A 7415-nucleotide genomic window follows, 5' to 3' on the forward strand; every position below is an offset into this window, starting at 1 on the left:
ACATTCCGAACCCGGAAGCTAAGCCTCACAGCGCCGATGGTACTGCAGGGGGGACCCTGTGGGAGAGTAGGACGCCGCCGAACAATCATTGTGAAGAACCCCCGTCCGGGATACGGACGGGGGTTCTTTGCGTTTCCGGGGGAATTCCGTGCCGGTCTCGATCGGGACAGGCGACCCGGGATCTACAGCGCGAGCTTGAAGCCGAGGTGCGAAGCCACGAAGCCGAGCCGCTCGTAGAAGCGGTGCGCGTCGGTGCGGGTGGCGTCCGACGTGAGCTGGACGAGCTCGGCGCCGAGTTCACGGGAGCGGTCGATCGCCCAGTGGATCAGCTCGGTGCCGAGGCCCGAGCCGCGTTCGTCGGCGTGGATGCGGACGGCCTCGACGATGGTGCGGGTCGAGCCCTTCCGGGAGAGGCCGGGCACGACGGTCAACTGGAGGGTACCGACGGTCCGGCCGGCGCGTTCGGCGACCACGAGGAGCTGGTGCGGGTCGGCGTCGATGCGGGCGAACGCGGCTCGGTACGGGGTGAGGTCGTCGGGGCTCTCGCGGGTGGCGCCCAGGGGGTCGTCGGCGAGCATCGCGACGATCGCGGCCAGGTCGTCGGCGGTCGCGCGGCGGATCGTCAGGTCGGTCGAGAGGTCGTTCATGATCACAGCCTAGGCGGCGCCCTGGAGGGCTCGTCCGCCCGGCCGCCCCCTTGCCGGGCACGCCTTCACCCCGCAGGCCCGTGAGTGGCCCGGGGAAGGCCCTCCGGCGCCCTCGCAGGTGCCCCGTGCGACCGCCCGCAGGCCGTCCGGTCCGTACGGCGGCCCTGGTGACCGGCCGTCACCCGCCGGGCGGCACGCTGGTGATGACGGCGAGTGCGGCGCCGTGGGGGTCGGTGAGCCGGCCGAGCCGGCCGACGCCGTGCACGTCCGTGGCGGGGGTCCGGACGGTCGCGCCGAGCCGTTCGGCGGTGGCGAGGCAGGCGTCGACGTCGGGGACCTCGACGTAGGGGAGCCAGTGCGAGGAGGTACCGGCGGCGGTCTGGCGGGGGTCGAGCTGGACGATGCCGCCGTGGGCGTCGTCGAGGCCGCCGTCCGGCGGGGTGAGGACGGTGTAGAGGGTCTCGCCGAGCGGGACGTCCCGCTCCTGCCAGGCGAAGACCGTCCGGTAGAAGGTCTTCGCGGCCTCGGCGTCGACGCTGTGGCACTCCGTCCAGCAGAGGCTGCCGGGCTCGGTGACGGTGTCCAGGCCGTGGACGTCGTGCGGCTGCCAGACGGCGAAGTCGGCGCCGGCGGGGTCCGTGTAGCCGGCCGTCCGGCCGCTGGTGAAGACGTCGAACGGGGTGAAGCGGATGCGGCCGCCGGCGGCCGCGACGAGGTCGGTGGTGCGGTCCGCGTCGAGGGTGCGGAAGTAGATCGTCCAGGTGGGGCGCGAGAGGGAGTCGGTGAACGGGCCGAGGGCGGCGACCGTCCGGCCGGCCAGCCGGAAGAGGCCGTAGTCGGCGGCCGGGCCCGCAGAGGCGAAGGTCCAGCCGAACAGGGCGGTGTAGAAGGCCGCCGAGGCGGGCGTGTCCGGGCTGGTCAGGTCGAGCCAGCTGGGGGAACCGGGACGGAAGGCGGTGGTGAGCACGGCGCACTGCTCCTCGGAACGCGGGCCCCCTCCGTGCCCCCAGCCTGGCACCCCGGTCCGGAGTGTCGCACCCGGGCGGTACGGTGCGTAGCGGAAGTGGGCCCGGACGGTGAAGGGGAGCTCGGTGGCCAGGCAGACGCAGACCGGCACCGGAGAGGCGGCGGTGCCGCGCCAGCTCGCCCAGGTCGAGGGCGTACTGGAGCGGATCACGTACGCCAACGAGGACACCGGCTACACCGTGGCGCGGGTCGACACCGGCCGCGGGGCGAACGATCTGCTGACGGTGGTGGGTGCGCTGCTGGGCGCCCAGCCGGGTGAGTCGCTGCGGCTGCACGGACGCTGGGGGTCGCACCCGCAGTACGGGCGGCAGTTCGTGGTGGAGAACTACACGACGGTGCTGCCCGCCACGGTGCAGGGGATCCAGCGGTACCTGGGTTCGGGGCTGATCAAGGGGATCGGGCCGCGGTTCGCCGAGCGGATCGTGGAGCGGTTCGGGGTGGACACCCTGGACGTGATCGAGCACGAGCCGGGCCGCCTGATCGAGGTGCCGGGGCTCGGGCCGAAGCGGACGAAGAAGATCGCGGCCGCCTGGGAGGAGCAGAAGTCCATCAAGGAGGTGATGGTCTTCCTGCAAGGGGTCGGCGTCTCGACCTCGCTGGCCGTGCGGATCTACAAGCAGTACGGGGACGGCTCGATCGGGGTGGTGAAGAACGAGCCGTACCGGCTGGCGTCGGACGTCTGGGGCATCGGCTTCCTCACCGCGGACCGGATCGCCCAGGCGGTGGGGATCCCGCACGACAGCCCGGAGCGGGTGAAGGCGGGGCTGCAGTACGCCCTGTCGCAGAGCAGCGACCAGGGGCACTGCTACCTGCCGGAGGAACGGCTGATCGCGGACGGGGTGAAGCTGCTCCAGGTCGACGTCGGGCTGGTGATCGACTGCCTGGCGGAGCTGGTGGCCGCCGAGGGGGTGGTGCGCGAGCAGGTGCCGGGCGAGGGGGGCGAGCCGATCACGGCGGTCTACCTGGTGCCGTTCCACCGGGCGGAGATCTCGCTGGCCAACCAGCTGCTGCGGCTGCTGCGGTCGGACACGGACCGGATGCCGTGGTTCGGTTCGGTGGACTGGCCGGCGGCGCTCGGCTGGCTGGCACAGCGGACGGGGGTCGAACTGGCGCCCGAGCAGGAGCAGTCGGTGCGGCTGGCGCTGACCGAGAAGGTCGCGGTGCTGACGGGCGGTCCGGGCTGCGGCAAGTCGTTCACGGTGAAGTCGATCGTGACGCTGGCGCTGGCGAAGCGGGCCAAGGTGGTCCTGGCGGCGCCGACGGGCCGGGCGGCGAAGCGGCTGGCGGAGCTGACCGGGGTGGAGGCGTCGACGGTGCACCGGCTGCTGGAGCTGAGGCCGGGCGGGGACGCCGCGTACGACCGGGACCGCCCGCTGGACGCCGACCTGGTGGTGGTGGACGAGGCGTCGATGCTGGACCTGATCCTGGCGAACAAGCTGGTCAAGGCGGTGGCGCCGGGGGCGCACCTGCTCTTCGTGGGGGACGTCGACCAGCTGCCCTCGGTGGGGGCCGGCGAGGTGCTGCGGGACCTGCTGGCGGAGGGCGGCCCGATCCCCTCGGTGCGGCTGACCAGGATCTTCCGGCAGGCGCAGCAGTCGGGGGTGGTGACCAACGCGCACCGGATCAACGAGGGCCTGCCGCCGCTGACCGAGGGCCTGCCCGACTTCTTCCTGTTCGCGGAGGACGACGCCGAGCTGGCGGCGGGTCTGACGGTGGACGTGGTGGCGCGGCGGATCCCGCAGCGGTTCGGTTACGACGCCCGGCGGGACGTCCAGGTGCTGGCGCCGATGCACCGGGGTCCGGCGGGGGCGGGGAACCTCAACACGCTGCTCCAGGCGGCGGTGACGCCGGCCCGGGAGGGGCTGGCGGAGCGGCGGTTCGGCGGTCGGACGTTCCGGGTGGGGGACAAGGTCACGCAGATCCGCAACAACTACGACAAGGGGCGGAACGGGGTCTTCAACGGCACAGTGGGAGTGGTGACCTCGCTCAGCGTGGACGACCAGCGGTTGACGGTCCTCACCGACGAGGACGAGGAGGTGCCGTACGACTTCGACGAGTTGGACGAGCTCGCGCACGCGTACGCGGTGACGATCCACCGGTCGCAGGGGAGTGAGTACCCGGTGGTGGTGATTCCGGTCACCACGTCCGCCTGGACGATGCTCCAGCGGAATCTGCTCTACACCGCCGTGACCAGGGCACGGAAACTCGTTGTGCTGGTCGGGTCACGGAAGGCGATCGGACAGGCCGTCCGCAGTGTCAGTGCAGGTAGGAGGCATGCGGCGCTGGACCACAGGCTTGCGGCTGGATGATTCTCCAAGGGATGGTTGCCTCTATTGTTCTCTTGACGTGAAGAGATTTACGGCAGAGCCTGGGGTGGTGCCGATCTTGTCCGGTTCGTACCGGCGGCGGCGGCAGGTTTTGTAGGGGCGGGCCCTTTCGGGCCACCCCGGGTGCGCGGCTGTCCTCCGGATGGGGGATGGTAGAGGCAGTCAGGGCACCTTGGAAGAGGATTCATTTCGTCGGTGAGGAAGACGTGAGCGACAACTCGGTAGTACTGCGGTACCAGGACGGCGAGTACGAGTACCCCGTCGTCGAGAGCACTGCGGGCAACGCCGGCTTCGACATCTCGAAGCTGCTCCCGCAGACCGGCCTGGTCACCCTGGACAACGGTTTCGGCAACACCGCCGCCTACAAGTCCGCGATCACCTTCGTGGACGGCGACAACGGTATCCTGCGGTACCGCGGTTACCCGATCGAGCAGCTCGCCGCCAAGGGCGACTTCATCGAGACCGCCTACCTGCTGATCAACGGCGAGCTGCCGAACGCCGACCAGCTGGCGGAGTTCAACCGCGAGATCACCCAGCACACCCTGCTGCACGAGGACGTCAAGCGCTTCTTCCAGGGCTTCCCGCGGGACGCCCACCCGATGGCGATGCTGTCCTCGGTGGTGGGCGCGCTGTCCACCTTCTACCAGGACAGCCACAACCCGTTCGACGCGGCCCAGCGCCACCTGTCGACGGTCCGCCTGCTGGCGAAGCTGCCGACCATCGCGGCCTACGCGTACAAGAAGTCGGTCGGCCAGCCGTTCGTCTACCCGCGCAACGACCTGAGCTACGTCGAGAACTTCCTGCGGATGATGTTCGCCGTCCCCGCCGAGGACTACGAGCTCAACCCGGTCATCGTCAACGCGCTGGACAAGCTGCTGATCCTGCACGCGGACCACGAGCAGAACTGCTCGACCTCCACCGTCCGCCTGGTGGGCTCCAGCCACGCGAACCAGTTCGCGTCCATCTCGGCCGGCATCTCGGCGCTCTGGGGCCCGCTGCACGGTGGCGCCAACCAGGCCGTGCTGGAGATGCTGGAGAGCATCCAGCAGGACGGCGGCGACGTCGACGCCTTCATCACGAAGGTCAAGAACCGCGAGGCCGGCGTCAAGCTGATGGGCTTCGGCCACCGGGTGTACAAGGCCTTCGACCCGCGCGCCGCGCAGGTCAAGCTGCTCGCCCACGAGGTGCTCGGCCAGCTCGGCAAGTCCGACGAGCTGCTCGACATCGCGCTCAAGCTGGAGGAGCACGCGCTCAAGGACGACTTCTTCGTCTCGCGCAAGCTCTACCCGAACGTGGACTTCTACACCGGCCTGATCTACCGCGCGATGGGCTTCCCGACCAGCATGTTCACCGTGCTGTTCGCGCTGGGCCGGCTGCCGGGCTGGATCGCCCACTGGCACGAGATGATCAACGACCCGACCAGCCGGATCGGCCGTCCGCGCCAGATCTACACCGGCGTGGAGATCCGCGACTACGTCGAGCTCGACGCCCGCTGACGCACGTCCCGACGCCGATGTGCACGCCCTGACACCGGTGCCACGAGGGCCCGGCCGCTTTCCGCGGCCGGGCCCTCGTGCGTGCCCCCGCAGCGCGCCGGAGCGGGCGCGGGGGCGTCGAACGTACAGCGCACGACTCCGGGGCGGTCGTCGTCAGGGACGGCCGCTCAAAGCGTCCCTGGCCCCGTCACACCCCGGCGTCGTGCGCGAAGGCCGCCGAAGTCGGCGACCGACCCGGGGCCCGCCGGAGCCCCGTCGGCGGCAGCGGTGGCCGCGCGGTGACGTGATGCCGTTCGCCACGTCTCCGCCCACCGGAAAAACTGCCGCACTACCAACCTAAGACGTATCAGGGTGTGAGAAGTTACGCCCGGGGGGTGTGAGCTGCCTCTCGCCACGCTCCGTGTGCGCGTGGTGCCCGGCCCATACCACACGTTTCGGCGGAGGTGACGTCACCCTCCCCGCAGTCACGGCAACCTAGCGTGATAGGAATCGTGGCATTCCGGTACGGACCGCCCCGCACCTCGCAGCGTGGCGGCGGAGCTGGGGAGGGAGTGCGCAGATGACCAGGAACGTCGTTGTCACCGGCGGTGGCACGGGAATCGGGTACGAGGTGGCGCGGCGGTTCGCCGAGGCCGGCGAACAGGTCGTGATCGTCGGTCGCCGGCGTGCGGTGCTGGAGCAGGCCGCCGCCGCCCTCGGGCCGAACGTCACCCCGCTGGTCTGCGACCTCGCCGACCCGGACGCCGTCGAGGCCGCGCTCGCCGAACTGCCGGAGCGCGTCGACGTGCTGGTGAACAACGCCGGCAGCCGGGAGACCGTGATCGGGGCCGGTCCGCACGCCCTGCTGGCCCGCTGGCGCGGCGACTTCGAGCGCAACGTGCTGACCGTGGTGCTGCTCACCGAGTCGATCCGGGACCGGCTCACGCCGGGTTCCGGCCGGGTGGTCACCATCAGTTCGATCGCGGCCCTGCGCGGCGCCGGCTCGTACGGGGCGGCCAAGGCCTCGCTGCACGCCTGGAACAACTTCCTGGCCGCTCAGATCGGCACCTCGGGCATCACCGCCAACATCGTCGCCCCGGGGACGGTCGCGGGCACCGAGTTCTTCGGCCCGCGGCTGGACGACGCGGAGGTCTCGCGGCGGGCGGCCCGGACGCTGCTCGGGCGGATCGGGGAGACCGGCGAGGTCGCGGCGGCGGTCCACTTCCTGGCCTCGGAGGAGGCCGGGTTCATCACCGGCGAGATCCTGCACTGCAACGGCGGCGAGTTGCTCGGGCGCTGAGCGCGGGCGCGCCGCCGGGCGCGGGTGAGCCGCTCGGCCGTTCGCGGCCGGGGGCCCGCACCGCCTCGTGGTGCGGGCCCCCGGCGTCGGCGGGTCGGCCGGTGCTCAGGCCGCCTCGAAGCGGCGCAGCCGGAGGCTGTTGGTGACCACGAAGACCGAGGAGAAGGCCATCGTGGCGCCGGCGATCATCGGGTTGAGCAGGCCGGCGGCGGCCAGCGGGATCGCGGCCACGTTGTAGCCGAAGGCCCAGAACAGGTTGCCCTTGATGGTGGCCAGGGTCCGGCGGGAGAGCCGGATCGCGTCGGCGGCCGAGCGCAGGTCGCCGCGGACCAGGGTGAGGTCGCTCGCCTCGATGGCGGCGTCGGTGCCGGTGCCCATGGCGAGGCCGAGGTCGGCCTGGGCGAGTGCGGCGGCATCGTTGACCCCGTCGCCGACCATGGCGACGACCCGTCCGTCGGCCTGGAGGCCCCGTACGGTGGCCACCTTGTCCTCGGGCAGGACCTCGGCGATCACGTCCTCGGCGGCGATGCCGACCTCGGCGGCGACGGCCTCCGCGACGGCCCGGTTGTCCCCGGTGAGCAGGACGGGCCGCAGACCGAGCGCCCGCAGGTGCGCGACGGCCTCGGCGCTGGTCGGCCGC

At 71.5% G+C, this 7415-nt stretch carries 6 protein-coding genes and 1 rRNA gene; 4 read left to right on the plus strand and 3 right to left on the minus strand.

Annotated features, from left to right (window positions below):
- A 5S ribosomal RNA gene (rrf, locus tag PUR61_RS00300) occupies positions 1-83 on the plus strand; the annotation flags it as partial.
- 99 nt (positions 84-182) lie between these two features.
- On the opposite strand, the gene PUR61_RS00305 is transcribed toward rrf, so the two are convergent.
- Both PUR61_RS00305 and PUR61_RS00310 read right to left on the minus strand, forming a co-directional pair.
- A complete protein-coding gene (locus PUR61_RS00305) occupies positions 183-647 on the minus strand; it encodes a GNAT family N-acetyltransferase (RefSeq protein ID WP_329874378.1) in 465 nt (154 codons plus the stop codon).
- 178 nt (positions 648-825) lie between these two features.
- Positions 826-1614 (minus strand): VOC family protein, encoded by a 789-nt coding sequence (locus tag PUR61_RS00310; RefSeq protein ID WP_329874380.1) that lies wholly within the window; start codon positions 1612-1614, stop codon positions 826-828.
- A gap of 124 nt (positions 1615-1738) precedes the next feature.
- On the opposite strand from PUR61_RS00310, the gene recD2 reads away from it, so the two are divergent.
- The 3 genes from recD2 (at position 1739) to PUR61_RS00325 (ending at position 6775) form a co-directional block, all read left to right on the plus strand.
- The gene (gene recD2, locus PUR61_RS00315; protein ID WP_329874382.1) at positions 1739-3982 is read left to right on the plus strand and encodes an SF1B family DNA helicase RecD2; all 2244 of its coding nucleotides are present in this window, start codon (positions 1739-1741) and stop codon (positions 3980-3982) included.
- Positions 3983-4206: 224 nt separating this feature from the next.
- Positions 4207-5496, plus strand: coding sequence for a citrate synthase (locus PUR61_RS00320; protein ID WP_329874384.1), 1290 nt, complete (start codon positions 4207-4209; stop codon positions 5494-5496).
- Between the two features lie 559 nt (positions 5497-6055).
- Positions 6056-6775 (plus strand): SDR family NAD(P)-dependent oxidoreductase, encoded by a 720-nt coding sequence (locus PUR61_RS00325; protein WP_329874386.1) that lies wholly within the window; start codon positions 6056-6058, stop codon positions 6773-6775.
- Between the two features lie 105 nt (positions 6776-6880).
- On the opposite strand, the gene PUR61_RS00330 is transcribed toward PUR61_RS00325, so the two are convergent.
- On the minus strand, positions 6881-7415 hold a 535-nt coding region (locus PUR61_RS00330; RefSeq protein ID WP_329874388.1), incomplete at its 5' end, for an HAD-IC family P-type ATPase.

This window comes from Streptomyces sp. BE20, assembly GCF_036322525.1.
In the GTDB taxonomy this organism is placed as follows: Bacteria; Actinomycetota; Actinomycetes; order Streptomycetales; family Streptomycetaceae; genus Kitasatospora.

Excerpts from the sequence above, each read along its gene's own strand:
- PUR61_RS00325 (WP_329874386.1), top strand. The coding sequence starts at position 6,056 with ATGACCAGGAACGTCGTTGTCACCGGCGGTGGCACGGGAATCGGGTAC.
- PUR61_RS00305 (WP_329874378.1), bottom strand. The coding sequence starts at position 647 with ATGAACGACCTCTCGACCGACCTGACGATCCGCCGCGCGACCGCCGAC.